This window comes from Pseudomonas trutticola BRTCR10, from assembly GCF_056155105.1.
The window spans coordinates 3,254,285-3,278,751 of the sequence record NZ_CM149552.1 but is presented as its reverse complement, the minus strand read 5'-3'; the positions used below and the strand labels follow the sequence as shown (position 1 = coordinate 3,278,751).

21 protein-coding genes and 1 pseudogene are annotated in these 24,467 nt (G+C 51.8%); 12 read left to right on the top strand and 10 right to left on the bottom strand.

The window, feature by feature from the left end; genetic code table 11:
- Positions 1–163: 163 nt before the first annotated feature.
- Entirely contained in the window at positions 164–1,291 is a 1,128-nt protein-coding gene (locus ACVVH8_RS14695; protein ID WP_475231068.1) for an ATP-binding protein, read from the bottom strand.
- Between the two features lie 143 nt (positions 1,292–1,434).
- On the opposite strand from ACVVH8_RS14695, the gene ACVVH8_RS14690 reads away from it, so the two are divergent.
- Positions 1,435–1,806 carry a response regulator gene (locus ACVVH8_RS14690; protein ID WP_475231066.1) on the top strand — a complete coding sequence of 124 codons (372 nt, stop codon included), beginning with the start codon at positions 1,435–1,437 and terminating at the stop codon, positions 1,804–1,806.
- Positions 1,807–1,922: 116 nt separating this feature from the next.
- Here ACVVH8_RS14690 and ACVVH8_RS14685 read toward each other — a convergent pair.
- Positions 1,923–2,729, bottom strand: a pseudogene (locus ACVVH8_RS14685) (DUF4113 domain-containing protein); the annotation flags it as partial.
- 468 nt (positions 2,730–3,197) lie between these two features.
- On the opposite strand from ACVVH8_RS14685, the gene ACVVH8_RS14680 reads away from it, so the two are divergent.
- Together ACVVH8_RS14680 and ACVVH8_RS14675 are read left to right on the top strand one after the other, a co-directional pair.
- Positions 3,198–3,446: a hypothetical protein gene (locus ACVVH8_RS14680; RefSeq protein WP_475231185.1), complete on the top strand. Its 249-nt coding sequence runs from the start codon at positions 3,198–3,200 to the stop codon at positions 3,444–3,446.
- Between the two features lie 171 nt (positions 3,447–3,617).
- Positions 3,618–7,106 carry a response regulator gene (locus tag ACVVH8_RS14675; protein WP_475231064.1) on the top strand — a complete coding sequence of 1,163 codons (3,489 nt, stop codon included), beginning with the start codon at positions 3,618–3,620 and terminating at the stop codon, positions 7,104–7,106.
- 216 nt (positions 7,107–7,322) lie between these two features.
- On the opposite strand, the gene ACVVH8_RS14670 is transcribed toward ACVVH8_RS14675, so the two are convergent.
- From ACVVH8_RS14670 to ACVVH8_RS14660, 3 genes are all read right to left on the bottom strand, one after another.
- Positions 7,323–7,844 (bottom strand): cupin, encoded by a 522-nt coding sequence (locus tag ACVVH8_RS14670; RefSeq protein WP_475231062.1) that lies wholly within the window; start codon positions 7,842–7,844, stop codon positions 7,323–7,325.
- Positions 7,845–8,016: 172 nt separating this feature from the next.
- Positions 8,017–9,009 (bottom strand): methyltransferase, encoded by a 993-nt coding sequence (locus tag ACVVH8_RS14665; protein ID WP_475231060.1) that lies wholly within the window; start codon positions 9,007–9,009, stop codon positions 8,017–8,019.
- Positions 9,006–10,367, bottom strand: a complete 1,362-nt coding sequence (locus ACVVH8_RS14660; RefSeq protein WP_475231058.1) for an iron-containing redox enzyme family protein — start codon at positions 10,365–10,367, stop codon at positions 9,006–9,008. The genes ACVVH8_RS14665 and ACVVH8_RS14660 overlap by 4 nt, the downstream gene beginning before the upstream one ends.
- Positions 10,368–10,534: 167 nt before the next feature.
- Here ACVVH8_RS14660 and ACVVH8_RS14655 point away from each other — a divergent pair, with 167 nt between their 5' ends.
- The 4 genes from ACVVH8_RS14655 to cydB all read left to right on the top strand — a co-directional run bounded on the left by ACVVH8_RS14655 (position 10,535) and on the right by cydB (position 14,251).
- On the top strand, positions 10,535–10,795 hold the full coding sequence (locus ACVVH8_RS14655) for a hypothetical protein (protein ID WP_475231056.1): 261 nt from the start codon (positions 10,535–10,537) through the stop codon (positions 10,793–10,795).
- A 14-nt stretch (positions 10,796–10,809) separates the two neighbouring features.
- A complete protein-coding gene (locus tag ACVVH8_RS14650) occupies positions 10,810–11,544 on the top strand; it encodes a DUF72 domain-containing protein (RefSeq protein WP_475231054.1) in 735 nt (244 codons plus the stop codon).
- Between the two features lie 316 nt (positions 11,545–11,860).
- Positions 11,861–13,237 carry a cytochrome ubiquinol oxidase subunit I gene (locus tag ACVVH8_RS14645; RefSeq protein WP_475231052.1) on the top strand — a complete coding sequence of 459 codons (1,377 nt, stop codon included), beginning with the start codon at positions 11,861–11,863 and terminating at the stop codon, positions 13,235–13,237.
- 12 nt (positions 13,238–13,249) lie between these two features.
- Positions 13,250–14,251 (top strand): cytochrome d ubiquinol oxidase subunit II, encoded by a 1,002-nt coding sequence (cydB, locus tag ACVVH8_RS14640; RefSeq protein WP_475231050.1) that lies wholly within the window; start codon positions 13,250–13,252, stop codon positions 14,249–14,251.
- Positions 14,252–14,320: 69 nt separating this feature from the next.
- On the opposite strand, the gene ACVVH8_RS14635 is transcribed toward cydB, so the two are convergent.
- Complete coding sequence (locus ACVVH8_RS14635) at positions 14,321–14,797, bottom strand: hemerythrin domain-containing protein (RefSeq protein WP_475231048.1); 477 nt, start codon at positions 14,795–14,797, stop codon at positions 14,321–14,323.
- A 326-nt stretch (positions 14,798–15,123) separates the two neighbouring features.
- On the opposite strand from ACVVH8_RS14635, the gene ACVVH8_RS14630 reads away from it, so the two are divergent.
- The 3 genes from ACVVH8_RS14630 (at position 15,124) to ACVVH8_RS14620 (ending at position 18,868) form a co-directional block, all read left to right on the top strand.
- Positions 15,124–16,908, top strand: a complete 1,785-nt coding sequence (locus ACVVH8_RS14630) for a thiamine pyrophosphate-requiring protein (RefSeq protein WP_475231046.1) — start codon at positions 15,124–15,126, stop codon at positions 16,906–16,908.
- 144 nt (positions 16,909–17,052) lie between these two features.
- Positions 17,053–17,910: an SDR family oxidoreductase gene (locus ACVVH8_RS14625; protein WP_475231044.1), complete on the top strand. Its 858-nt coding sequence runs from the start codon at positions 17,053–17,055 to the stop codon at positions 17,908–17,910.
- Between the two features lie 592 nt (positions 17,911–18,502).
- A complete protein-coding gene (locus tag ACVVH8_RS14620; protein ID WP_025109742.1) occupies positions 18,503–18,868 on the top strand; it encodes a histone-like nucleoid-structuring protein, MvaT/MvaU family in 366 nt (121 codons plus the stop codon).
- A 121-nt stretch (positions 18,869–18,989) separates the two neighbouring features.
- Here the strand turns inward: ACVVH8_RS14620 and ACVVH8_RS14615 are convergent, their stop codons facing one another.
- Entirely contained in the window at positions 18,990–19,319 is a 330-nt protein-coding gene (locus tag ACVVH8_RS14615; protein ID WP_475231042.1) for a hypothetical protein, read from the bottom strand.
- Between the two features lie 178 nt (positions 19,320–19,497).
- Between ACVVH8_RS14615 and ACVVH8_RS14610 the strand changes: the two genes are divergently transcribed.
- Entirely contained in the window at positions 19,498–19,737 is a 240-nt protein-coding gene (locus ACVVH8_RS14610) for a hypothetical protein (RefSeq protein ID WP_475231040.1), read from the top strand.
- A gap of 625 nt (positions 19,738–20,362) precedes the next feature.
- Here ACVVH8_RS14610 and ACVVH8_RS14605 read toward each other — a convergent pair.
- On the bottom strand, positions 20,363–21,856 hold the full coding sequence (locus ACVVH8_RS14605) for a sensor domain-containing diguanylate cyclase (protein WP_475231038.1): 1,494 nt from the start codon (positions 21,854–21,856) through the stop codon (positions 20,363–20,365).
- A gap of 665 nt (positions 21,857–22,521) precedes the next feature.
- Positions 22,522–22,785, bottom strand: a complete 264-nt coding sequence (locus tag ACVVH8_RS14600; protein ID WP_475231036.1) for a hypothetical protein — start codon at positions 22,783–22,785, stop codon at positions 22,522–22,524.
- Between the two features lie 254 nt (positions 22,786–23,039).
- On the opposite strand from ACVVH8_RS14600, the gene ACVVH8_RS14595 reads away from it, so the two are divergent.
- Positions 23,040–23,708: an isochorismatase family protein gene (locus ACVVH8_RS14595; RefSeq protein WP_475231034.1), complete on the top strand. Its 669-nt coding sequence runs from the start codon at positions 23,040–23,042 to the stop codon at positions 23,706–23,708.
- A 272-nt stretch (positions 23,709–23,980) separates the two neighbouring features.
- On the opposite strand, the gene ACVVH8_RS14590 is transcribed toward ACVVH8_RS14595, so the two are convergent.
- Positions 23,981–24,430, bottom strand: a complete 450-nt coding sequence (locus ACVVH8_RS14590; protein ID WP_475231032.1) for a low affinity iron permease family protein — start codon at positions 24,428–24,430, stop codon at positions 23,981–23,983.
- Positions 24,431–24,467 lie beyond the last annotated feature (37 nt).

The following is a 24,467-nucleotide window of genomic DNA, read 5'->3' as shown; positions in this document are numbered from 1 at the left end:
ATTGGTTGAATCCGCAGCAATTAGCTGTCACACGAATGAGCGTTATCAGCAAAGATTGGATGCGAAAAAAAACCCGCCAAAGGGAGGCGGGTGTGAAGGGGTCATGAGGATCAAACTTGAGTGTAGACGATGACGAGCTCCCCACTAGAGAGCGTGAGTTGAATCACTGGATGATTGGGAGCTGTACCCTAAAGATGGTGCCCTGCTCAGGTGTTGAAACCACCCCGATTTGTCCTCCGTGAGCTGTCACGATCTCCGACGCAATAAACAGTCCCAGCCCCAAGCCGGCGGTCGAACCTTTTTCAGTTGCTGCATAGCTTGAGTAACGGGCCTGGGGATTGAAAAGATGGGGCATTACGCTTGCAGGTATAAGCTCGCCGCGATTCTGCACGCTGAAGACTGTGCAATCGTCATCTTGAGACAAGGTCACATGGATAGGTTGCAGCAAGTCACCATGCCTGACCGCATTGCCGATCAGATTAGTGAAGACTTGTTCGATGCGCGACGGATCGTACCGCCCCGGTGTTCGTCCACTCACATTCGAAACGATTTTCGCCTGAGGGAACGCGGTGCGTAACTCTTCTACAACAGAAGCGCACACAATCGATAGATCAGTATCTTCTGGATTCACTGGTATACCCGAGCCAAGATTGGAGCGGGCCAAGTCGAGCAAATCGCCGACCATGTGATTGGCTCTGCTTACACTCGCGTTGATTTGCTCTGCAAGCCTCCGATCCTTGTCAGCCATATTGGCGTTTTTACGTAGCATGTCACTGGCCATCAATACGGCACCAAGCGGTGATCGCAGGTCATGACCGAGTACGCCCAAAACAGTCTTGCGCGTGCTCTCCACGGCCTCACCGTATCTCGCAATCGACTCCACGAGCGCTTGGTCTATTGCTTCATTGAATCGGATGATGTCTTGCACATCATGCTCATCTTCGATACGAGACTCCGCCAGCCAAAGTCTGAGCACGCTAGATCGGAGGGCCCGATATTCTGAAACCATCTGATCCATGGAAAATCCTGCCACAAAGCGCGTCACCGCATGCGTCTGCGCAGCCGAATCTCCTTCCGCCGTCGGCCCATGACCAAGAGATTTAGCAATCTGCTGAGGCTCGGACTGAGGGGTTTGCATATCTTGAGCTACCGTCTTCAAGATGTGCTCAGAATGGTTCCTCAGTCCCTTTGCATCCATGGTAGGCAGCGGGGTTTTCACGGAGCGGGCGAAGCTTTCCCAAGCCACGAGAATCTGCTCGATATGCTCTAGAATGAACTGGTACAGTCTCATCGTTGTCCTTGGATTTATGCGGAGGTAGTGACGTCGAGCGAAGTAGCTTTTATAGACTAGACCTGAATGAAGGCATCGAAAAGTCGATGAGCTCTTGATTGATAAATGGTCGACATCTTGTTTGAGCCCAAGGGAGTTTCACCGTGCCATTCAACATACTTCTGGTCGAGGACGACGGATTTTTGCGCTCAGTGATGGCGGAGGCTGTGAAGATTCTCGGTCATGAGGTGATCGAGCGATCCAGTGCTGACCAAGCGTTAATCGCATTGGAAAGCGCTACACTCATTGCCTTGGTCATCACGGACGTGCGCATGCCGGGCAGGCTCGATGGGTTGGACTTGGCTCAAGCGATTTGGTTGCGATGGCCTGAACTACCTGTCGTTTTGATGTCTGGAAACACGGTGCTCCCAGCCGGTTTTCTCCCGCTTAATGCGCGATTCTTAGCCAAGCCCGTGCATCTGGATGCTTTGCACCATGTGATTGAAGAGTTGCTCCCGAAAGCAGATCAACGTTAGAAATCATCTGTTCGGTATTGGCGGTAAATGATCGCCTGCAAGCGTCTGGTGCTGGCTATAAGCAGCTGGTCAGGGTATCCCGCTTAGGTACGGTGTCGGCGGCTTATGCCGGCCTGCTACCTAGCCTTCACCGTCCACAGTTGGTCTACTTTCGTCGTGTAACTCTGGCTCATCAATTCTCGGCGCATTGCCCAACCAGGCGCCGCCGGAACGCTGGCTACCCGCAGAACACCTTTTCCCCAACGGCCATTGATCTCATCCAAAACACTCATCACCTTGTCAGCAATCGCTGGCTGCGAATGCGCAAACAGGTCATCGGTAAATTCACCAGGTTGTCGCAGATCCATCAACAGACCTTCCGCCTTGCTGTACTTGAAGCCCGGTCGAAACAGTCGATTTACGGCTTCGGTCGCAGCCTTAGTCATAAGCCGCACATCGTTTGTTGGGTACGGTAATTCGACAAGGGCGCCATTCGCGTACTTCGCCTCTTCAGGATTGAACATTCCTGTTCGAATGCTCACGCGGATCTTTTTGCAGAGCGAGATTTGGGCTCTGAGTTTTTCCGCTGCACGCTGGGTGTAAGTGGCCACTGCCTCCTTGATTGGTTCCATGGCGGTGAGGCGTGTTCCGAACATCCGGCTGCAGCAGATTTCCTGCTTCGGTGGGTCAACTTCACCTAGTTCGAGACAAGGAATACCGGCCAGCTCCCGCGCTGTCTTCTCTATCACTACGCTGAACTTCTGGCGCAGCATCGTTGGGTCGGCTTTTGCTAAATCCATTGCCGTCTTTATGCCCATCACCTCCAGATGAGCTTTCATTCGCTTGCCGATGCCTCACACTTCTCCGACGTCAATGTTTCGAAGCGCCTAATCGCGCTTGAACGGGTCGCAGAGATCCACTACGCCGCCAATGATATTGAGAAGGCCTGCGACTATTCCGAATGCGTACGCGCACTCTGATCCTCGCCGGTGACCGTGACACCTTGGTACGGATTTACAACGTGCGAATCCTCAGTCATGCCATCCGGCATGCCGAAGTGAGCATTTTGAAGGGAGAGGGCCACTTTTTCGTGGTCACCAGTGCGGTGCGAACTGCCAAACTAATTCGTGATTTCCTCTGTCAGCAGCACGATGATGAGGAGTCGGTACCCATGTTCGCCAATGGCTCTGTCAAGCCACGCCTGCCGCGCTCGCGAGGAAGCGTTGGGTCGATCTCACCTTGTGACGCAAACCTTGCTTAGAGCAGTGAAATTGTCAGCTGGGCTGAGCGATGCAATGCAGCTCCATCTGCATCGTCGCATAAAAACTGAACGGGTTTTCAGCGCGCTCGCCTAATGATTAGCTGGTGGACATTTCCACAGCCGATGTGCCAAGACCGGCATGCTCCGAGAGGTGGTTGACGTGGCTAAAGACGACAAGAAAAGCAAAGGTGATGCTTCGAAGGCTAGCAAGGAACTGAAAGACAAAAAGTCCTCATCTACGAAGAAATCAGCTGCAGCCTCGGCTCTTTCAAAATCTTCCGAAAAGAAAGATAAGAAAAAAGACGCTGAGCCCAACAAGTCTGCAAAAAAAGCTGATAGCAAGCCCGATAAGGCGAAGAAGTCAGAGAAACCAGAAAAGTCGGCAAAAAAGAAAAAGTAAGATCTGCTGTCTGCTAGGGCGTTTTCGCCCTAGCTTTCTTAACTTGCAATGCAGTGATGTCTCTACCCGCAAGGACGAGACAGAGATTTGCGTGGATTCCAGCTCACGGGTGATGAGCATTTCATGCTAATGGGCTAAGCTGCTCTGCTTTCCCATTCCAGGATCCCGGATATGCATTCAGGAGCTGTTGACGAGCGCAGTTTTCGTAGAATATTGCGTCGGAATGTCTTGACGCCCGTATTGCTCGGACTTTTTAGTGTTGTTCTCTTCGTCTCATTGATTAGTTATCTCCTCAATCAAATCGATTGGGTAGAGCATACCGACCAAGTGATCAACAATGCCCATGAAACGCAAAAGCTTGCGGCAGATATGGAAAGCGGAGTACGTGGATATCTCCTCAGCGGCGATGATCGTTACCTTGATGCCTATGAATTGGCTCGGATCCGTGTGCCGGAAAGCATAAGGGCGCTTCAGGAACTCGTGTCGGATAATATTTCTCAAGTTGATCGCCTTAATCGGATTGGAACCTTACATGCTGCATGGGCTGAGCGTGCGCAGCGCATTATCGAGATCAAGCGAAACAACGGCGATTTTGAAAGTGTCATGCGTTTGGGAAAAGGAAAGCAACTAGCAGATGAACTGCGTTCAGAGTTCGCCGATCTGATCACAATGGAACAGTCGCTGCGGTTATTGCGTACGGAAACGGTAAGCCGCACCACCATTGCGACGATCAGCATTTTCGTGTTGTTTATACTGGTGGCCAATGTGTTCTTGGCTTTCCTCGGTCGACGTGAGCTGATGCGCCTTTCCAGTTCATACACCACCATCCTGGATAACCAAAATCAAATCAAAGCCCGAATGGAATATGGAGCGTGGCTGAAAGAAGGTCAAAGCCGTCTAGCCCAAGTTATCTTGGGGGAGCACACAATAAGCTCGATGGGTAAGAACGTTTTGCAGTTTTTTTCGGACTATTTAGGTGCTGCCGTTGCCGCTATTTATGTTCGACAAAAGGACGGGCGTCTTTATAGAACTGCCACTTTGGGCTTCTCACGGGAGCATGAGTCGTCGGCTCAAGAATTCCAAATGGGAGAAGGCTTGGTAGGGCAAGCCGCCCAGCAGAACGAAGTCATTATGCTTGATGATCTTCCTCCTGGTTATTTGAAAGTGAACTCTGGCTTAGGTGAAGGAGCGCCTCACAGCGTGCTGATCGCACCTGTCGCTAACGACGAAGGAGCCAATGGCGTAATCGAATTGGGTTTCATAAGGGCATTGGCACCCCGGGATGCTGAATTGTTGAAGGCAATTGCCCGTGACGTGGGTCTTGCCGTTGAGTCCGCGCATTACCGACAACGGATTCATGAGATCCTTGAAGAGACACAACAGTTGAACGAGGAGCTCCAGGTTCAACAGGAAGAACTGCGCACCTCAAATGAAGAGCTCGAAGAACAGTCCCGCGTGCTTAAGGAGTCCCAAGCGAGTCTGGAGGTTCAGCAAGTCGAGCTTGAAAAAAACAATGAGAAATTAGTCAATCAAAGCCTGGAGCTGGCACGCCAGCGCGACGATCTAGACCGGAATAATCAACAGCTTCACAAAACTCAAGAGGAACTTGAGGCGAAGGCGTTGGAACTGCAGCGGGCAAGCAAATATAAATCTGAATTCCTAGCTAACATGTCGCACGAGCTGCGAACACCGCTTAATAGTTCTTTGATATTGTCAAAATTGTTGGCGGATAACGACGGTCAAAATCTCACATCCGAGCAAGTGAAATATGCTGAGTCGATCTATTCAGCAGGCAATGATCTACTGCATCTGATCAATGACATTCTCGATATAGCCAAGGTGGAAGCTGGAAGGTTTGACTTGTTTCCCAGCGAGATTGTTACGGCACGGTTGCTCGACAGTTTGGAGACAACCTTCCAGCCGCTCGCGTCCGATAAGAAATTGCACTTTTCCATGGATCTCCAAGACGGAGTACCTGTTGCAATTAATACAGATCAGCAGCGCCTTGAACAGATTCTGAAAAACTTGCTGGCGAATGCGATTAAGTTTACTGAATCTGGCCGGGTTGAGATGACCGTTTCTTCGCAGCCCGGCGGAGGGATCGCGTTTAGCATTCTGGACACGGGTATAGGTATCGCATCAGATCAACTTGAGCACATTTTCGAGGCGTTTCACCAGGGAGACGGTTCCACCAATCGGCGCTATGGCGGTACCGGATTAGGGTTGTCGATCTCTCGCCACATGGCAGAGCTTTTAGGAGGAGCTATTTCTGTTTCCAGTGCCCCAGGAGAGGGAAGCATTTTTACCTTGGTGATTCCGGAGCGACACGACGAAGCGGCATTACCAAGCCAGGTCACGCTTAGCACTGTGCCCGCACCTCAAGCGATCATTGCATCCCCAACAGCTGTAGCCACCGCTGCTGATGTCCCTTTGGCGCTGCCGATCCGTAGTTTTGAAGACGATCGACAGCAAGTCCCTTCGGACAGGCGAGTGATCTTGGTGATCGAAGATGATGAGCGATTCGCTCGCGTCCTTTTTGACCTTGCGCATGATCGAGGGTATCAATGCCTTGTGGCCCATGGTGCGGATGAAGGATATGAGTTGGCCTCTCAGTTCATTCCGGACGCTATTCTTCTGGACATGCGGCTCCCCGATCATTCCGGTTTGACCGTGCTGCAGCGGTTGAAGGAAAACTCCTCCACCCGACACATTCCTGTCCATGTGATATCGGTTGAAGAACGTCAGGAAGCAGCCATGCACCTGGGAGCCATGGGGTATGCGGTCAAACCTACTACTTTGACAGAGCTCCGAGACGTGTTTGGCAAGCTTGAGTCCAAACTAACTCAGAAGCTCAAGCATGTCCTTCTCGTGGAGGATGACGTCCGGCAGCGTGAAAGCGTCGTTCAATTGATCAGTGATGATGATGTAGAGATTACAGCGGTGGAGCTGGGTCAGGAGGCACTCGAATTGATACGCGAGCGGCCTTTCGACTGCATGATTATCGATCTTAAACTTCCGGATATGTCGGGTAACGATCTGCTCAAGCAGATGGCAATGGAAGCGCTTCCCTCGCTACCGCCAGTTATTATCTACACCGGTCGAAGTCTTTCCCGTGATGAAGAAGTGGAACTACTACGCTACTCACGCACAATCATTATTAAAGGGGCACGATCGCCCGAACGACTTCTCGACGAAGTTACCTTGTTCTTACATAAAGTCGAAAAAAACCTTTCTAATGAACGGCAGAAAATGCTCAAAATTGCTCGCAATCATGAGCGAGCATTTGAGGGGCGGACGATATTAATCGTTGATGATGATGTGCGAAATATTTTCGCGTTAACCAGCGCCCTGGAGCACAAAGGAGCGGCGATTGTGATCGCACGCAATGGCGTGGAGGCGATCGAAAAGCTGAACACGGTCGAAGGTATTGATCTTGTCTTAATGGATATCATGATGCCGGAAATGGACGGCTACGAAGCCACGAAGCGGATCCGACTAAACCCAGCCTGGCGCAGATTGCCAATCATCGCTGTAACGGCTAAAGCGATGAAGGATGATCAGGACAGGTGCTTAGCGGCTGGAGCCAACGATTATTTGGCTAAGCCTATCGAGCTTGACCGCTTGTTTTCTCTGATTCGGGTTTGGATTCAGGCGATTTGAACCACTCGGTCGATGCCGTGAACGGTTAGCTGAGCGTTCTTTGATGGTGGCTGTGTGCCTGAAATTGGGATGACACCATTTCAGGCACCAGACGAATGACAAGTACTGGCGGTTGCGTGTGATGTGTTACCCGCTCGATTGGAAGGTGAGCAAACTGAATGCGTGATTCCAGTCGTGTGCGATGCCAAATCATAGGCCATTAATCAAGAACTGAGTTTACGTCCAATATTGCGACAGTGCCCCTTTCAATCCTTGAACCGGATCTCGTTTGGGATAAGGCAATTTTCGAATATTCGACAGTTGATCCGATGTCGGCGCTTCTCGGCAGATGTCTGCATGCTGATCAGGTGGATACGCCCCGACTACCAGAAAATCGGGGCTTGATCCTATATTACAGTGGCCTGTACCCGCAGGTAGCAATAAGACATCGCCAGCGCTGACTTCCACTATCTGGCCGTCAGGGCCGCCCAGTATCAAACGTGCGTGGCCGCTGGCGATACCCAGAACTTCATGGCCCTGAGTGTGGTAATGATGATAATCGTATATCCCATATCGCCACTGCGGCGGCCAGCCATTTGAGGCAAAGATTTCCTCGAACAAAGCTGCAGGGTCGATGTTTTCAAGGCGCACGGCTTGATGATAAATGATTACCGGAAGGTCTGGGTTGTTAGGTACCCAGTCGTTACGCTGCAGCAATAGTGTCTGTACTTGAGTATCTACAGATTGTCGTTTGTCCATGAGAAGCTCTCCGCCATAGGGTAACTTCAAAAACTTGCTTTGGTTTTAAGGGGCTATGCCGGCCCTCCGGTATTTGAACTTTATGCTCTTCATAATGATGTGATTTAACGGTATGCGAAGAGACAGACATTCTGTGGTGGCCTTTGGGGGTGACTGCTTGCCCTGCGACCATTCATGAGTTCAATCTCTTGGTCACTGTGAGCACTACCGCCGCAATTCGCTCTGCCTCGCAATACGTTTCGGATTCCAGTTCCTCACCAAACACATCGGGATCACACTCTCGGTACGACCAGGTCAGATCTGGCTTGTCGACCAAGGGGCGTGCCTGCTCCAGAAACAAGTCCACCCCTTCCACATATGGTGCACCGGTGTATAGAAGCAAACTGCCGCCTGGTGATAACTGCTCGATGGACTGCTCCAATATCCTCACCGACAACTCCGACCCCAGGCTTTCTCCACCATGCCGGTACGCGCGCCGCTGGCTATCCTGCATGTACGGTGGATTGGCTACGATCAGATCAAAAGTTTCTGACGTACTCGCCAGGATGTCGCTGTGAAAGGCGGCGACATTTTCCACCTGCGCCAGAGCGGCATTCAGGGCTGTGAATCTCAAAGCTTTAGGGTTGATGTCCAGCGCTAGCACCTGTGCAGCTCGTCTCGCCTTGGCAATCAAGATGGCACCAACGCCACTCCCGCATCCAATGTCCACAGCTTTTCGGATGGGATGCGCGCTGGAATGGAGGAAATCTTTCACTGCTTGTGCGAAACGATAGGTATCAGGCCCAAAAAAAACCGAGTCATTCGCCGAAGTTGGATAACTCGAATGAAGAAAAAGCATCGAATCGAGGCTTGACCATCGAACGTTGCTGACCCACATGCCTCCTTCAGTGCGCAAAATACCGTAAGCTGCTAGCTCATCCTGTTCGGCCTGCGGAAGTAACCCGCTCTCAAAAGGGCGACTCCATCCAAATATGTCTCGCAGGCTACGGGCTTTGCGATTTGCCTCTCGTTCATTGACCCGTTGGTGGGTTAATGGCGTGACTGTCACAAATCGATACTGAGCCGATTGCAATCGCTGCCCCAGCTGAAGCAGGGCGCGATCAAAATCCTGACTTGCCGATTCATCCTTGTCTTGGTGCAAATCGATCGCATCGGTTTGACTCATGACGTCAAAGCTCCGTGAGAATAACGCTGGGAAAAAATCTTGGTCGCAGCCAAACCCTCTGGCGTAGCGTGTGAGCTCGGCGCCATCAGAGCGATGAGATCCTCATCAGATACAGAGGCCAATGAGGGCGACAGTTCGACCTTATAGTCGAGTGTCTCCCGGCGGCGAAATTGGTTTCGAAACACTTCGGCTGCTTGGACGACGGTTTTTTGCCGATCGCCTGAAATCCAGTCTTTCATCAGCTGTTTCTCGTAGCCATTGAAAACCCCAAACATCGCTGCGGAGGGGCCTTCAATGAGTTGCCAGAAACGACTGTCCTGAGGGCATTGATGACGTTTTATCCAACCTTTGGTTTCGAGGGCGGTTAGAAACTCTCTAATTTGTCCGGGTGTCGAAAGCCATTGGTTGATTGAGCGTCCTTCCAGTTGGCAGTAATCCGAATGCATGTGTCGCCCGAAGGTGGCTTTGTGTTCGAGCATTGCGACGACCTCGCGCTCGATGTCAAAGGACTGAATGACGTCAGTGGAGTTTTTCCCCAAATCGTTCAACAGGTAACCCGCTCGCAAACGTTTCAGGAATTCACTTCTCGTACTATCGTTTGGCGCCAGGTTTAGAATTGCTTCGACGGCCTTTAGCGCATGCCCTGAACTTGCATTGTCGATGGTTACATGCAGGGTAAAGTAATGTGGATCAATCCCAAGTTCGTTGAGCTCAAAAGCGGTGATTAGAAGATGCAGTGGCAATACCTCGTATCCGAGGTTGTAGCCGAGCACTTCCGGCAAAAACTCATCGACTACCAACCCAAGTGCAAGCTGGATTGCGCCTTGGCAGTAGAGCGAATCATCGAGCGGAAGGGTTGAAAAACAGTCGTGTTCGTCGAGTAGGTTACGGTAAAGATAAACGTGGTTGAGTGCGGGGTCACCATCCCCCAGCTCCTCCAGGTAGGTACGAACCAAGCCTCGAAATCGCCAATCTTGAGTATGTTTTATGGTGCCATACAGCCATGCGCCGTCTACCAATTTGGTAGGTGCTACGTGTTGTAGGAAATACAAGGCATGGGCGCGATTCGTGAAGTATTTTCTGCGCTCCCCATTTTTTCGACCCTCTAGATAAGTGCGGTAATTCGCCGCCGCCGCATGGCTTTTGGCGGTAACCCACCCGATCAAGTCCGATAAGTCAGAGGGTAGATCGGTCGCAAGAAACTCTGCTGCGTTCAATTGATCAGCAAGGTACTCGCGGATGAAATCCTGATCGATCTCGTTAGGCGCACGGGTCAACTGTTGATAGAGCGAATAATGGCTTCCCGTGGATCCTTCCATCATGGGACGTTTATTCAATGGAAGCTGTAAGGATGTCATGGGATGCCTTCCGAATCTTTCTTGATATCTACGTCAGAGCGAGCGCTTGAGATGAAAATTCAAAAGAGTTGATGCCCGGTCGATGACCACCACCTTTGGTCAGACGACTTGAACGCACATTGCAGGTGTCCTATCCACACAGAAATACCTCCGGGACGCACTTGATCATGAACGCATACAAGAACCAGATGACACCAGAGCAGGAGCAAAAGCTGAGTGCTTTGGAATCATGGCATCTAGCGTTGGAGAACAGTGCGCTGCGCATGAACTGCCCGGATGCCTACCACGAAGAATTGCTGCGCCAGGCCGATGAGATGGATCGACAGCATCTTGTCAGTTGGGAGGAGCACAGGGATCTGCGAAAAGATGCCGATGAGGCTTATCTTCACGCGGTTGCGGGTAGCGACTATTTCGGCGGACGGGAGTGAAAGAGGAGGAGCCTTTGAATCGTTCTGCGATTTTCATCGGGTGTGCAGGCTGGAGCGTCGGACGTGAGCAGGCGGTTTTTTTTCCTGATACAGGTACCCATCTGCAACGTTATGCCACCCAACTCAATTGCGTTGAAATAAACAGCTCCTTCTACCGTCCTCACCGCAAGCAAACCTACATGCGATGGGCAGAGTCCGTTCCGGAAGGATTTCGGTTTTGTGTCAAAGCCCCCAAGCAGATCACTCACCAACTGCGGCTCAGAAACTGCGACCAATTGTTGGAAGAATTCATTGATCAATGCAGTGGGTTGGGCGAGCGATTGGGATGCGTGCTTGTCCAGCTTCCTCCCTCGTTAACCTACGACGAAGCGGTGGCAGAGGAATTTTTCAAAGCCCTCACGAAGCTTTACGGTGGGACGGTCATCTTGGAGCCTCGGCACGAATCGTGGTCTGAGGCTACATCCCTGTTGAAAGCTTTTCGGATCTCTCAGGCAGCTGTCGACCCGTCGAGGCTGAGCACTGATGGCTCGCCCGCAGGCGCCACAGACGTTGAATATTGGCGGCTGCACGGTTCGCCGCGCATTTACCACAGCGCCTATGAGGCGCCACGCTTGGAGAGCCTTGCTGCCCACATTCGACTGGCTACGAGGGCAGGATCATCGGTCTGGTGCATTTTTGATAACACCGCGAGTGGAGCGGCGTTGCGCAATGCTTTGGATCTGACAGTTTCATTATCAACGAATGACTGAAGCCTACGACCCATCTTCGCAGTGCTAGCCTGTAGGTGGAATGAACTGCTTTACCCGGTCACCGCTGAATTTCAAGGAATGTGGGCATTGCATTCAGGTCGCAGCAATCGATGTAATTTCGCCACGATCCTTCCGTGTGAGAGCAGGGCCGTTATCAGCGTGCCGAAGCTGAGATCTTCTAAGCCTTTTGCCGATATTGAGAGTTCGAGGCTTGGATGGAAGAGGGCGGACGTGATTACGGATGCACGAGCAAGCCCAGAGGTTCCGCCTCTCGATCATAAGAGAAAACTTTTGATGCACCCTCGTGAGCGTGAGCATGAATACTATTGATTCGGTATTGGTCGCCGCAAGGGCGCAATTCGCGATCACTATAAGTTTTCATATCGTGCTGGCTGCCCTGTCTATCGGGCTGGCAAATTTTTTGATGGTGCTCGAAGCGTTGTGGCTTTGGCACGGGCGAAAGATCTACCTGGACGTCTACCTTTACTGGCTGAAAGTGTTCGCCCTCAACGTCGCAGTAGGGACTGCCTCCGGCTTGATTCTGGAGTATCAGTTTGGTCTGAATTGGTCGCGGCTATCGACTCAAGCAGGCGATATTTTAGGGCCATTGATGTTCTATGAAGTACTGGCTGCTTTTTTCCTGGAATCGGGATTCCTCGGCATCATGCTGTTTGGCCTGAAAAAGGTCGGCCCTCGTCTACATTTTTTCTCAACCTGCGCGGTTGCCCTCGGATCGCTGATCAGCGCTTTCTGGATACTGTCGGCTAATTCCTGGATGCAAACGCCTGCCGGCTACACGGTCGGCGCGGACGGACGTTTCATAGCGGATGACTGGTGGGCAATTATTTTCAATCCCTCATTTCCTTATCGACTGGCTCATATGACGCTGGCCGCATTTCTAGGCACCGCCACCATGGTGGCCGGTATAAGCGCCTGGCAGTTATTACGACGGCCACAGAATTCGCGAGCTCGGCTGCAGTTTTCCATGGCCCTATGGATGGTCGTTGTACTGTCCCCGCTGCAGATGATGGTGGGTGACCTTCATGGCCAGCACAGCCTCAAGGTTCAGCCGCAGAAAGTCGCGGCCATTGAGGGCTCTTGGACGCGCCCTGCAGAGGGTGAGGGTGAGCCTCTACGGGTGTTCGCTATCCCCGACATGGTCGAGCAGCGCAATCATTGGGAGTTGGTTATCCCGCGCATTGGCTCTCTTTACCTGCATCACGATCTGACAAGCACCATTGCTGCGCTCGATGAATTCCCGGTAGATGAAATTCCCCCCGTGCCGATCGTGTTTTTCGCTTTTCGCGTCATGGTCGGTTTAGGTCTGCTGATGGCTGGGGTGGGTTTGGCCAGTCTGATGCTGCGGTGGCGGCGGCGATTGTATTCGACGCGCTGGATGCTCAGAGGTTGTGTGCTGATGGCTCCCGCCGGCTTTGTTGCAATGCTCAGCGGCTGGGTGGTCACCGAAGTGGGTCGTCAGCCGTTTACCATCTTCGGTTTGTTGCGCACAGCCGATAGTGTGTCCTCGGTTTCACGTCAGCAGGTCATCCATTCAACCTGGATCATTCTGGTTTTTTACCTGGTGATTTTCTTCATCGGTTTTTGGGTATTGATACGAATATTGCGAGATCCACCGGGCGAAGACGAAGCTGGGCCGCAACCGACCCTTGCAGACGAGACAGGTCAGTCATGAGGAGCCAATCCTGTGTTGGATAACGATTGGGTTGTCTTGCTTTCTGCCGGAGCACTGGCGTTTTCGGTACTCAACTATGTGCTGCTCGATGGCACTGATCTTGGTGTTGGAATATTGATGGGTCTTACGCCAAAGGCTGATGAGCGCCGGGCGATGGCTGTTACGATTCTGCCGATATGGGATGCCAACGAGACGTGGCTGGTACTGGGAGGAGGCGGCTTGCTTGCGCTTTTTCCGATGGCCTACGCTATCTTGCTACCAGCGCTTTATCTCCCTTTTATCGTAATGTTTTTGGCCCTCATGCTGCGGGCGATGGCATTGGAGTATCGCGATCACACGCCCAATGAACGCATCAAGCGTTTGGTCGATAGCCTGCAGATGTGTGCATCTGTCGTCGCCGGCGGGGCGCAGGGCATTGTGCTGGGTACGCTTGTACAGGGGGTGCCCAATGAAGCTGGCCAATACAACGGAAGTGGCGCTGAGTGGCTCAATCCGTTTCCACTCTATTGCGGCGTAGTGTTGGTAGTCGGGTACTCATGGCTGGGAGCCTGCTGGCTGTATTGGCGCACGGTTGGGGAGTTGCAGCGCCGATCCCGGCGTCAAGCTGAGACACTGGCTGTTCTCGCGCTGATTCTATTAATGGTCTTGGTCGCCTGGACTACGACACTGGACATTCGATACGCGCAACGGCTTGCAGCAGCCAGTGTGTGGATACCCGCAACTGCGGCACTCATTTCTGTCCTGGTCTGTTTTTTGATAGGACTGAAAAGTCATTATGATTTTCTGCCACTGTTTGCTGCATTGGGCGTTTTCACGTTGGCTTTTGCATTGATGATCGTGACGCTTTACCCCCTCATTGTTCCCCCACAGCTAACGTTGCGTGCTGCTGCATCCAGCCCCAACAGCCAGATTTTCATGCTGATCGGGTTTGCTGTGTTGATCCCCATAACGCTTCTCTACAACACCTTCGGTTTCAGCATTTTTAGCGGCAAGGTTCGGGTGGATAATAAATGACGGGAGTGCGTCGACGGGCTCTCAATTTGCGAAGCCCGGCATAACGTCAGGCTTCGCAAATTTTTGGTCTCAAGCCGCAGCGTTATCCGCCGCCCAGTTTTTCTTATGGCTGGCTTTCATTTCTTCCATTTCTTTCCCAAGCTCATCGAGCGTGGCCTTACCAAGCAGTTTTTTTGCCTGAGGAAACATTTCTGTCTCCTCTTCCTCGATGTGATGTTCCAATAGTTCTTTGACCACTTTCACCCGGCCTGCAAATTCTGTTGATCCAGGATCAGTCAATTTGAGATCGGGCAGCACCAACGAATCCACGGTGCGGTGCTCTTCCTTCGCTTCGAAATACATCACGTCCTGTTCTTTTGCTCCTGCAGCCTTGAAAGCAGGGTAAAGGATTTCCTCTTCAAGCTTGGTATGAATGGAAATCTCCATCTCAAGCTTTCCGAGCAACTCAGTGCGCTTTTTTGTGGCCCGATCAGTTGACTCGCTCAGTTGGGCAAGAATCGCTTTAACTTTTTCGTGATCGGCTTTCAAAAGATCGATGGCGTTCATTGTTATGACCTCTGCGAATTCGAGAAGGCAACGTCTGTTGGTAGGCGTTTACCGTACATCCAACCAAGCTGCCGCATTTCCCGTGCCAGAGGCGAGCAGGGTGTTGAGGTGCATTGAGTGTTGGTTTCAGCCCCTTCTATTTTGACCAGTTCGTGCAAAGTGCCCAATGTGATCGCCTTTGGCGTTGCAGATTGCCCAAATCACCCATGCCGTCTGATACGGCGCATTTGCGCCCGAACTTCGCTCGCCACCCGACTGTCCAGAAACCTACGTAGGCCGACGAGACCCTCGTCGGAAAAATTGACTCACAGTCGATCGGGGGAACCATGAGTACAGTAGGCGACTTTTTGATTGAGCGACTCAGTGAGTGGGGTGTAACGCGAATCTTTGGTTACCCGGGGGATGGCATCAACGGCGTATTCGGAGCGCTAGCCCGGGCTAAGGGAAAAATTGAGTTCGTACAGGCTAGGCATGAAGAAATGGCTGCTTTCATGGCTGCAGCGCATGCCAAATTCACCGGCGAGTTGGGGGTGTGTATTGCGACGTCGGGCCCTGGCGCATCGCATCTGATTACCGGTCTTTATGATGCACGAATGGATCACATGCCAGTGTTGGCGATTGTAGGCCAACAGGCACGCACGGCATTAGGGAGTCACTACCAGCAAGAACTCGACTTGGTGTCGATGTTCAAGGACGTGGCAGGGGCGTTTGTGCAGCAGGCCTCGGCGCCTTCGCAAGTTCGCCATTTGCTCGACCGAGCAGTACGCACTGCAATCGGAGAGCGCCGCGTCACCGCTATCATATTACCCAACGATTTGCAGGATGAGACCTTCAAACAGCCGGAGAGGGCTCATGGAACGGCGCATTCGGGCGTCGGTTACACAAAGCCGAAAATATTGCCGTATGAGGTTGACCTGCGGCGCGCAGCGGATGTTTTGAATAGCGGAAAAAAAGTCGCGATTCTGGTTGGTGCTGGTGCTTTGGCCGCCACCGATCAAGTGATTGCAATAGCGGAAAAGCTTGGTGCCGGTGTGGCCAAGGCATTGCTGGGCAAGGCGGCGCTGCCAGACGATCTGCCATGGGTCACTGGTAGTATCGGTCTGCTGGGTACCGAGCCCAGCTACAAGCTGATGAATCAGTGCGACACGCTGTTAATGATCGGCTCGGGCTTTCCGTATTCCGAGTTTCTGCCCAAGGAGGGGCAGGCTCGTGGTGTGCAGATCGACCTGCAACCGGACATGCTCAGCCTTCGTTATCCAATGGAGGTTAACCTTGTCGGTGATGCGTCCGAAACGCTAGCGGCGTTACTCCCAATGCTTGAGCAAAAGACAGAGCGCAAGTGGCGGACAAAGGTTGAGGAATGGTGTGGCAAATGGGAGAAAACCCTAAAAAAACGCGCCATGGTCAAGGCCGATCCCATCAATCCACAGCGTGTAGTGTACGAGCTGTCACCCCGTTTGCCTGACCAGGCAATCATCACGAGTGACTCGGGCTCCTGTGCCAATTGGTATGCACGCGACCTGAAGATCCGCCGTGGGATGAAGTGTTCATTGTCCGGAGGGTTGGCTTCGATGGGGGCAGCGGTGCCGTACGCGATTGCGGCAAAGTTTGCATTTCCCGAGCGCCCGGTCATCGCGTTGGTTGGAGATGGCGCAATGCAAATGAACAACATGGCAGAACTCATCACCGTCGCCAAATACTGGCGGCAGTGGGACAGTCCGAAGTGGATCTGCGCTGTGTTTAACAACGAAGACCTCAATCAGGTCACCTGGGAGCAGCGGGTAATGGAAGGCGATCCGAAATTCGAGGCCTCTCAAAGCATCCCAGATGTTCCTTACCATCTGTTCGCTATTTCTATCGGCCTCAAAGGGATATTCGTTGATCGGGAAGAGGATGTTGCTGCGGCGTGGGAACAGGCGCTGGCTTCAGAAACACCAGTGCTGATTGAGTTCAAGACCGACCCCAACGTCCCACCTTTGCCACCACACATCAAGCTTGAACAAGCGAAGAAATTTGCCGGAACTTTACTCCAGGGCGACCCTGATGAGGCGGGAGTGATTGTGCAAACAGCCAAGCAGGTATTGGGAGCGATGCTACCGACAAAAAAATGAGAGCGGCCTTTCTGGAGCCGACGCATCAGATGCTGAAGCGTGGGACTGTGGAAGCCAAAAATCGCGACGCTGTCGCGGATAGCGCGCAGCCGGGGGAGTATTAGGCCGAACGCCGGCGCGCTCGAACGAGAAAAGGAGAAACCGATGAAAAGTTATCCTAAACCCCCATTCAAGCCTCAGCAGCAGGAGGTACCTGGCAAGCAGGGTGCGATGGATCCCTATCCTGATTGCGGTGAGAAAAGTTACGAAGGAAGTGGCCGTCTTGCGAACAAGATTGCGCTAATCACCGGAGGAGATAGCGGCATCGGACGCGCTGTAGCAATTGCCTTCGCGCGTGAAGGTGCCGATGTTGCAATCGCCTATCTGGATGAGCATGAAGATGCGAAAGAAACAGCGCGGTGGGTAGAAGCTTCTGGAAGGCAATGTCTTCTGCTGCCGGGTGACCTTAGTGATGTTGCACACTGTGGCGCGATCGTGAATGACACGGTAGCCAAATACGGTCGTATTGACGTGCTGGTGAACAACGCTGCTTTCCAGATGACCTACGAGACGCTCGAAGAAATTCCTGACGACGATTGGGTCAAAACCTTCGATATCAACATCACTGCTATTTTTCGTATCTGCAAGGCGGCTCTTCCTCACATGGCCGAGGGGAGCTCAATTATCAACACCAGCTCCGTCAACTCCGACTCTCCCAATCCGACGTTGCTGCCTTACGCAACCACCAAAGGTGCGATCGCGAATTTTACCGCCGGACTCGCTCAGATGTTGGGTAAGCGGGGTATTCGAGTGAATAGCGTTGCGCCAGGGCCTATCTGGACACCTCTGATCCCCTCTACGATGCCAGAAGACACCGTGAAAAACTTTGGTGCCAATACCCCTTTAGGTCGACCAGGACAACCTGTAGAGGTCGCCCCAATTTATGTGCTATTGGCGTCTGACGCAGGTAGTTACATTTCTGGGGAGCGTTACGGTGTTACAGGCGGCAAGCCAATTCTTTAAAGGAAGGATGGGGCAGCCAAGAAATTAACGATTGCCCATAAATCAGGGGTTATAAATTTTTCTTAAATCATTACCCCTGATTTCCTCTCAGCTAACCTCTCACCATTTTCGATCGCAATGCGATGGATACCGATTATTTCGAACCAGTTTTAAAGCTCATGAAATGCCAATACGCGGGAATTTCGATGCACCGTGAGCGTGAATCTGTCTGTGGCTTTTAGTGCAAGAAGCATGTGATGCTGCGGCAGTCGAGGCATTGATTCAGCAGGCCGTGGATAGCTTCAAGAGAGAGCCAGGGTTTGACCCTTTGGTGCGGTTACATACGTCCGATATTGGTGCTGTCGGTGTGCGAGTGCTGGCGAAAGCGCTGCTGCAACGGGGATTTAAAATTGAGCCCTTTACGGATGTCTGCGGCTACCTTCAGTTGAGGTCTCGACTGAGTGATCACATATGTCCGTCACTTCAAGGGTACTTGGTGAACGGCGGTTTTGCAACCGAAGAGATCCAGGAAGATCAACTTGCTAGAGATTTAGGGCTCTAAACACTTTATTATGTAAATCCACTTCACGTAATTTGTTTAAGGAAGCTCCCTATGTCCCGCTTGGCTGAATATCGAAAACTCGAACAGCAACTGGCTGCTCAAATGGCTGAGCTAGAGTCGATGAAAAGCGATTCTGGTTTGAAGAAGGAGATTGAGTTCGAAAGCAAGCTTCGTGACCTACTGGTTGAATATGGTTTCAGTCTGAAAAACGTGATCAATCTCTTGGATCCGCAAGCCGGTCGTCGTCCTGCGGCGCCTTCGCCAAAGCAGGGCACCCGTAAGGCTCGTTCAGTGAAAACTTATAAGAATCCTCATACCGGGGAAGTGATTGAGACCAAGGGCGGCAACCACAAGGGGCTGAAAGAATGGAAAGCTAAACACGGTTCCGACACCGTTGAGTCTTGGCTGACCAACTGATCTTGACGTGACTCTAAGGGCCCTAATCGGGCCCTTTTCAGTTTCAATGGCGGTAAAACCAATTCAGCTATCGATGTTACATCCTGCGATTGGTAATCGACGCAAAGAGTTAAAAGAACGGTTAGCCCTTACCCGCGTTTTCCGGCAGTGAGCTAAACCAATCGGCATAAGGGGATTTGCCAACCGAATGCCTGTTGAGGTCAGGGCTGCCATCTTCCCACCACACAGGGCCTCGTTCACCGAGCGCTACTTTTGCTTTCTGTACTCTCTCCCGAGCCCGTCTCATACGCAATGTATCGTGGGAAACCTTAGCCTCCTTTATCTCGCGCCGAGCAGTCATGAGCTCGCTTATGAGACTTTGTAGAAGCTCTTCGTCCAGAGATGGATCGCTGCAACGCCACAGCTTCCCTTTGACAACGAGGTAATGACCGTCTGGTGTCACTATTTTCATTCTTCACCCCTGGTCTTGGTTAGAGGTAGAGGAAGAGATAGGCGGGACGTTCCCATGAGATGACCAAAAGGCATGATGCAGGGATGTCGACAATCGGTACGCCAATAAATCGAACGCCCCTATTCGCAAGCTTCTCCAAGCTACATACCCCCAACATTGCGGGTATTGAGAGGTGTGTATGAGCAATGATCCGAGACTACAAGGCGGTATGGAAGAGGATGACCCGATGCCAACGTCACCCGATCCGTTGAGCCCTGGCCGCACAGAGGTTGACCCAACCAAAGAAGGCGGAATTGACGATCTTCCTGATAATGAAGGTGAACGTCCGCTTGATGACGACGACGTCGAGCTCGATTCTGATCGAGTAAAGGAAGAAACCGATAATGCTGTGATGGATCAACAGCAAGATCCCCGCTGAAAGCGAACCTACTATCTGGGGAAGCCATCAAAATGGCGTGTGTAGGCAACCAGCACAGGTTGCAACGCGCACGGGCGCGGGGGAGAAATGCTTCTCGTGATTGCACCCAGAGGTTTTGCCAAAAAAAGGCCCGCAAGGAGTGCGGGCCGGTAAGCGACCAAAAGGAGCTTTCGTAAAGGTACATCGGGAAATGTGAAATTAATGTTACGAGCGAATCAGCTCTTTTTCTAAAGGAAAGTTCACCAGTGTCGGTGAGGCAGGGCTCTGAGAGGAATTCTTGAGCTGGTCTTCCAAGGATGGAAGGGGGCTGACGATGGGTGTCCAATCGGTAGCAAAATCAAAATTTTGTGCGGGAGGAGCGAGCTTTTCTTACAGATATTCAATCTGCTCTCCTACAAAACGCGCCGAATAAGCTGCGCTGAGGCTGCCACCGCAAACGTGAGAATGGCAGTCACCCGAATGGCTGGCATGTCACTTCCTTATCGGTAAATTCCATTCATCATAGTGCACGTTAGGGAAGCGAGTCGCACGTGTTGGAAATTGTCCAAAAATGGTGAGTCAGCGAACCTAAAAGATATGCCTTGGGGGGCGAATCAAAAAGATAGTTTTCGGGGGAGGGGCCATGTCATTGGAACTGATTTCGACCTCCTGCCTTAGCCTCATAGAGCGCTGCATCTGCAGCTTCCACCAGCTGCTGTGATTGGGTCGGGCCTCCATACTCGGCAACCGCAATGCCAATACTTACCGTCACTCGCCCGAGGGGGCTGCTGGGATGGTAAATGTTTTCTTTCAGAAGCCGATTCAAAATCATTTTTGCTACAACCGTAGCACCCACCCGATCGGTGTGGGGCATGATAATGCCCATCTCTTCTCCACCATAACGTGCGACCAAGTCCTGGGGACGACGCACGCATTCTTCTAACAGTTTACTGACCGAGCGTAGACAAGCGTCACCTGCAATGTGCCCCAGGGAATCATTGAAAAGCTTGAAATGGTCGATGTCGATCATCAACAACGCCAAGGAGACCCCCTCCCTGCGAGACCTGCGTATTTCCATTGCAAGGGTCTCATCAAAGCAGCGTCTGTTCGCGAGTCCTGTCAACGCGTCTTTCATTGCCAGCAATTCCAGCTGTCGATTCGAAGAGACAAGTTGTTGCTGAGCAATCCGCAGTTCCGCTTCCACTTTGATCCGTCTGTGAATATGCCTAATCAACATGCAGCAGATAATCGCGGTGATTACCATCAGGCTTCCCACCACTGCAAAAGACAACATTGCCTCCATACGCCAGGCAGCCAAGGCCTCACGCTTACCCAGAGCGACGGTGGTGATCAATGGTTGTTCATCGCTTTTGCGAAAAGCATAAAGCCGTTCCACGCCGTCCAGGCTGGAGGTGAACGAAGCCGTTCCTACGGATTGATCCACCAGGTAGCGTACATAAATCGGCGAATGCGAAAAATTACGCCCCATGTCCTCTTCGCGAAATGGATAACGAACCAAGAGTGTGCCGTCAGTGGAGGACAAACCAATGGCTCCATCTCGCCCTAAATCGATTGTTCCAAAAAGCTTTAGAAAATTTTCAACGCCTAAAGTCACTGCCACCACGCCAGCGAAGTGACCGTGAGCGTCGTTGAAACGGCGACTGACGGTAATGACCCATTCTTGATTTGAACGACTGCGAATTGGCGAACCAATAAACGTTTCACGTGATGGATCAGAGCTGTGATGAATGAAAAAAGCTCGATCACTGCTGTCGGCCCCAGCGGGAATGGCCTTGTTCGAAGATAACAACCAATGGCCTTGCCGATCGTAAATGGTGACGCCGCTTAATTGGGGCATTAGCGGCTGTTGCCGTTCAATGAGAGCCCTCAGTCGCTGGATTTTAGCTGGCTCGCTTCCCTCCGCTTCAAGCCTCTCCACCAGACCAAGCAAAAGCAGTGAGCTCTGTCTAACAACACTTTCTGAGTAGGTGGTCAGGGCCTGCGCGAGATTCAAACCATGAGTATCAGCCTCTCGCAAGGCCCGTTCCCTCGACGCCCCCACTTTCCAGATGGTCAGTGACACAAGAGAGAGACCGATGATGGTTAACAACAGAATAACGAGGTGGACGTCACGCTTCACATCATTTCCTTATGAAAAAGCTTGTCTGGGTAAAATAGCGTGGTCTCGGCCAATCGTCAGCATGGTCATCGCAATATTGCACTAATAATTTGGAGTATTTAAGCCCTCCGGATGTGAAGTCTCGGTTTGGATTGAAGCTCGGTAAAGCATCTCTAATACTAAAAAAACCTAGACTTGATGAGCTTATTTTAAAGTGGTTGCAGTATTAAGTTGAGCGATCAAGCCACAAACATCGCATATACAAGAAAGGGGTTTTCTTGAAGAGGGGCACTGTACGTGGTCTTTTACGTGCGCTCGGTTTGAGTAGGGGGCTGGGGCAATAGTCAATGTTGGAGGTTTTCGAGCAATGACGCGCTATAGTCATAGCAGGATATATAGGGCATTGAATTGCCGAGTCGAGCTTGTTCTAACCAGCTTCTTGTGCTTGATATATTGAAGCCCGATCTAGTAGAAAGGAGTCGCTCAACTAATTGGCCGATATACGAAAGCTCCCGCACCCGCGATTGCAGTGAATCTCGACCCATTCATTTGATTTAACCTGCATTACCGCATCGGCGTTACAAACTAGACATTTCATATCGGCCCTCCGTGTTCTCGTGCAGTGTAGTAGACAAACGGGAGGGCGGGCGGTCTAGAGCTCCACGGCGATTCTCGCGACATGTGAATCAGGCTTCTACCTCCATGAGCTTGAAAATGGCACTGTCGCTTTCACGAATGAGTAGCCCATCTCGGAAACGAGCATTCTTACTGCCGTTGTAGCGAAAAAATTTCCCGTCGAAGGTTCCAGTGACGGTTGAAAGATCGGGCCCCTCACCCCGCTCCCAGGCATCGTAGGGCCAGTCGTAGTATTGCCCCGCGATTATGCGACCGATAGGAACGTGCCCTGACATCACATCGTAGGTCGCGCGTTTTTTGTAGCTCAGTGGCATTGAGACCCTCCTGAATCTATGAGACATGCAGGCATCAAAGGTGATCCTTAAAGCATGCCACGCGTTTGTGCGAGCCTCGACAACGATTGGCAGCGCGCGGCGCTCGCTGCCGATCATAGACGGTCGTGGCATTCGGTTGAGTCAGTTCACCAATGTGCCTTCCAGGCGCAATCGTTCTGTTGGTCTAGAGTTGAAGGGCCTCATCCATTTGGTGAGGTACTTCAGTGTCAAAAACAGACAGACGAGGTAATAACATGACCACCCTAAATGGAATGCTAGACCCAGACGATGCTGTCATTTTGCTCATCGACCACCAGAGCGGTTTATTTAACACTGTACGAGATGTGCTCATCCCCGATCTTCGTAATTACGTGATAGCGATCGCAAAAACGGCGACACTGTTGAACATCCCTGTGATCACCACAGCGTCTGTACCTGATGGGCCGAACGGCCCGCTGATCCCAGAAATCCATCAGCATGCTCCTCACGCGGTCTATGTACCGCGAACAGGCCAAATCAACACATGGGACAATCCTCTATTTGTTGAGGCAGTTGAGAAGACAGGTCGAAAGACGCTCATCATCGCCGGCACGCTTACAAGCGTTTGCATGGCCTTTCCCGCAGTCAGCGCGGTTCAGGCGGGTTACAAGGCATATTGTGTTGTTGACGCTTCCGGGAACTGGAGCAAGCTGGCAACTGATACCACAATTGCCCGCGTCGTTCAGGCCGGGGCAATTCCCACTGACACGTTTGCCATCGTGGCTGAATTGATGCAGACATGGAACCGCGCGGAAGGTTCGCGTTTTGCTGAAATCCTGGCTGATCATGTGTGCCCAGAATACAAGTGTCTGATGGAAAGCTTTGGGAAAGCGCAGGCGGTGGTGAGAGAAGGCGCAGAGACTCGCTTGGACAAATACCAGTAAAAATTTCCGCCGTTGGAGTACTTGGACGGCTTATCCAAAGAACGCTCGGATAGGGCGCCTTGGCGCCCTTTGTTAGCTGTGTATTGATATTAGTGACACTAGGTAGGAGAGGTGTCCTCCTCGCCGGTCGCTTCAGGGACGAGCTGTTTGGGCTGCGACCAGCGAGGTGAACGATGAAATCGTAGCTCAGATCATTCAACTGCGCCCTATACACCTAGTCCACAATTCATGCCGTTGAAGCGGGCAGCTTCTGAAGAATGTCGAGATCTTGCTTATCGCTGCAAATCATTCATATCCGATTCAAGCTTTGTTGACTGAATGGGAGCAGAGACGGTCATTGGCTGTTCTGCTGCGACAGAGTCAAGATTGACCTGCTCATCCTTCCCGAGAGAGCTGTATCGTTCTCGCAGCTTGCGTAAATCTCTTGAGCCCATTTGTTCCAGGCATAGAGCCGCGTTTTGCGCGTCCTTGGTGGCTCGTATCAGTTCGTCAATCTTGAGATGCAAAATGTCGTTGTCGCGGTTTTGGGTGTTCTGAATGAGGAACACCATCAGGAAGGTAATGATGGTTGTAGAGGTATTGATGATGAGTTGCCAGGTGTCGTTGTAATGGAAGTAGGGCCCGGTCAGCCCCCAAACGACTATCAAGGCGATTGCTGCAAGGAATGTTTTTGAGCTGCCAGCCCAGTTCGACAGGGCTTGGCAGAAACGTGCGAATTTCATGGTTGCGAACTCTTTTGATTGGTATGAGGTAGACCAT

What these genes read in the sequence shown, in the direction of transcription:
- ACVVH8_RS14630 (WP_475231046.1), top strand. Translation starts at nt 15,124, where the DNA reads ATGAGTACAGTAGGCGACTTTTTGATTGAGCGACTCAGTGAGTGGGGT.
- ACVVH8_RS14600 (WP_475231036.1), bottom strand. Translation starts at nt 22,785, where the DNA reads ATGCCACTGAGCTACAAAAAACGCGCGACCTACGATGTGATGTCAGGG.
- ACVVH8_RS14660 (WP_475231058.1), bottom strand. Translation starts at nt 10,367, where the DNA reads ATGACATCCTTACAGCTTCCATTGAATAAACGTCCCATGATGGAAGGA.
- ACVVH8_RS14670 (WP_475231062.1), bottom strand. Translation starts at nt 7,844, where the DNA reads ATGGACAAACGACAATCTGTAGATACTCAAGTACAGACACTATTGCTG.
- ACVVH8_RS14620 (WP_025109742.1), top strand. Translation starts at nt 18,503, where the DNA reads ATGTCCCGCTTGGCTGAATATCGAAAACTCGAACAGCAACTGGCTGCT.
- ACVVH8_RS14655 (WP_475231056.1), top strand. Translation starts at nt 10,535, where the DNA reads ATGAACGCATACAAGAACCAGATGACACCAGAGCAGGAGCAAAAGCTG.
- ACVVH8_RS14595 (WP_475231034.1), top strand. Translation starts at nt 23,040, where the DNA reads ATGACCACCCTAAATGGAATGCTAGACCCAGACGATGCTGTCATTTTG.
- ACVVH8_RS14665 (WP_475231060.1), bottom strand. Translation starts at nt 9,009, where the DNA reads ATGAGTCAAACCGATGCGATCGATTTGCACCAAGACAAGGATGAATCG.
- ACVVH8_RS14615 (WP_475231042.1), bottom strand. Translation starts at nt 19,319, where the DNA reads ATGAAAATAGTGACACCAGACGGTCATTACCTCGTTGTCAAAGGGAAG.
- ACVVH8_RS14625 (WP_475231044.1), top strand. Translation starts at nt 17,053, where the DNA reads ATGAAAAGTTATCCTAAACCCCCATTCAAGCCTCAGCAGCAGGAGGTA.
- ACVVH8_RS14645 (WP_475231052.1), top strand. Translation starts at nt 11,861, where the DNA reads ATGAATACTATTGATTCGGTATTGGTCGCCGCAAGGGCGCAATTCGCG.
- ACVVH8_RS14635 (WP_475231048.1), bottom strand. Translation starts at nt 14,797, where the DNA reads ATGAACGCCATCGATCTTTTGAAAGCCGATCACGAAAAAGTTAAAGCG.
- ACVVH8_RS14610 (WP_475231040.1), top strand. Translation starts at nt 19,498, where the DNA reads ATGAGCAATGATCCGAGACTACAAGGCGGTATGGAAGAGGATGACCCG.
- ACVVH8_RS14590 (WP_475231032.1), bottom strand. Translation starts at nt 24,430, where the DNA reads ATGAAATTCGCACGTTTCTGCCAAGCCCTGTCGAACTGGGCTGGCAGC.
- ACVVH8_RS14675 (WP_475231064.1), top strand. Translation starts at nt 3,618, where the DNA reads ATGCATTCAGGAGCTGTTGACGAGCGCAGTTTTCGTAGAATATTGCGT.
- ACVVH8_RS14695 (WP_475231068.1), bottom strand. Translation starts at nt 1,291, where the DNA reads ATGAGACTGTACCAGTTCATTCTAGAGCATATCGAGCAGATTCTCGTG.